Origin of the sequence: Corynebacterium sp. HMSC29G08, from assembly GCF_001806875.1 — a bacterium.
Classification (GTDB): domain Bacteria; phylum Actinomycetota; class Actinomycetes; order Mycobacteriales; family Mycobacteriaceae; genus Corynebacterium.
In genome coordinates this window covers 1-541 of sequence record NZ_KV786238.1, presented here as the reverse complement: position 1 = coordinate 541, position 541 = coordinate 1, and the positions used below count along the sequence as shown (strand labels likewise).

Sequence of the window (541 nt, the reverse complement as noted above, 5' to 3'; positions counted from 1 at the left end):
GAGTATCCAGTAACACCCGGGCGTTTGGGGGTTGGGCGGGGTTAGTGGGTCAGGCGCATGTTGTCTCCTTCTAGTGTGATGATCTCGGCGCCGACGGCGAGCCGGTTGAGGATGGACTCAGCGATGACAGCGTCGGGGATGGACTTGCACCATTCGATGGGGGCGAACTGGGATGTCACGATGGTCGCTCCTCGGTTTTCTCGTTCCGCAATGATGGTCAACAGCTGGTGTGCGGTGGCTTCGTTGATCGGGGTGGTGAGAAAGTCATCGAGTACGAGCACATCGGTGTTGTGAATGGATTCGAGGAACTTCACGCGTTCAGGATCCGAGTGATGCAGCACGGCGAGTTGGTTGGCCAACGAGTCGGTGCGGAAGAACTTGGCGGAGTAGTCCTTTCGGCACGCTGCGTTGAGCAGTGCTTGGGCGAGGTAGGTCTTGCCGACGGAGGATTTGCCCAGGATGACAACGTTTTTCGAATCCTGGCACCATTGGCATTGAGCAAGTCGGGTGATTTGCTCTTTGTTGATGTTGCGGCTGGGTG

General features: G+C 57.3%; 1 protein-coding gene. It reads right to left on the bottom strand.

The genetic code is table 11. The annotated features are described in order from the left end of the window. Nucleotides 1–41: 41 nt before the first annotated feature. A partial coding sequence (locus HMPREF3101_RS05180) for an ATP-binding protein (RefSeq protein ID WP_070463380.1) occupies nucleotides 42–541 on the bottom strand: 500 nt, incomplete at its 5' end.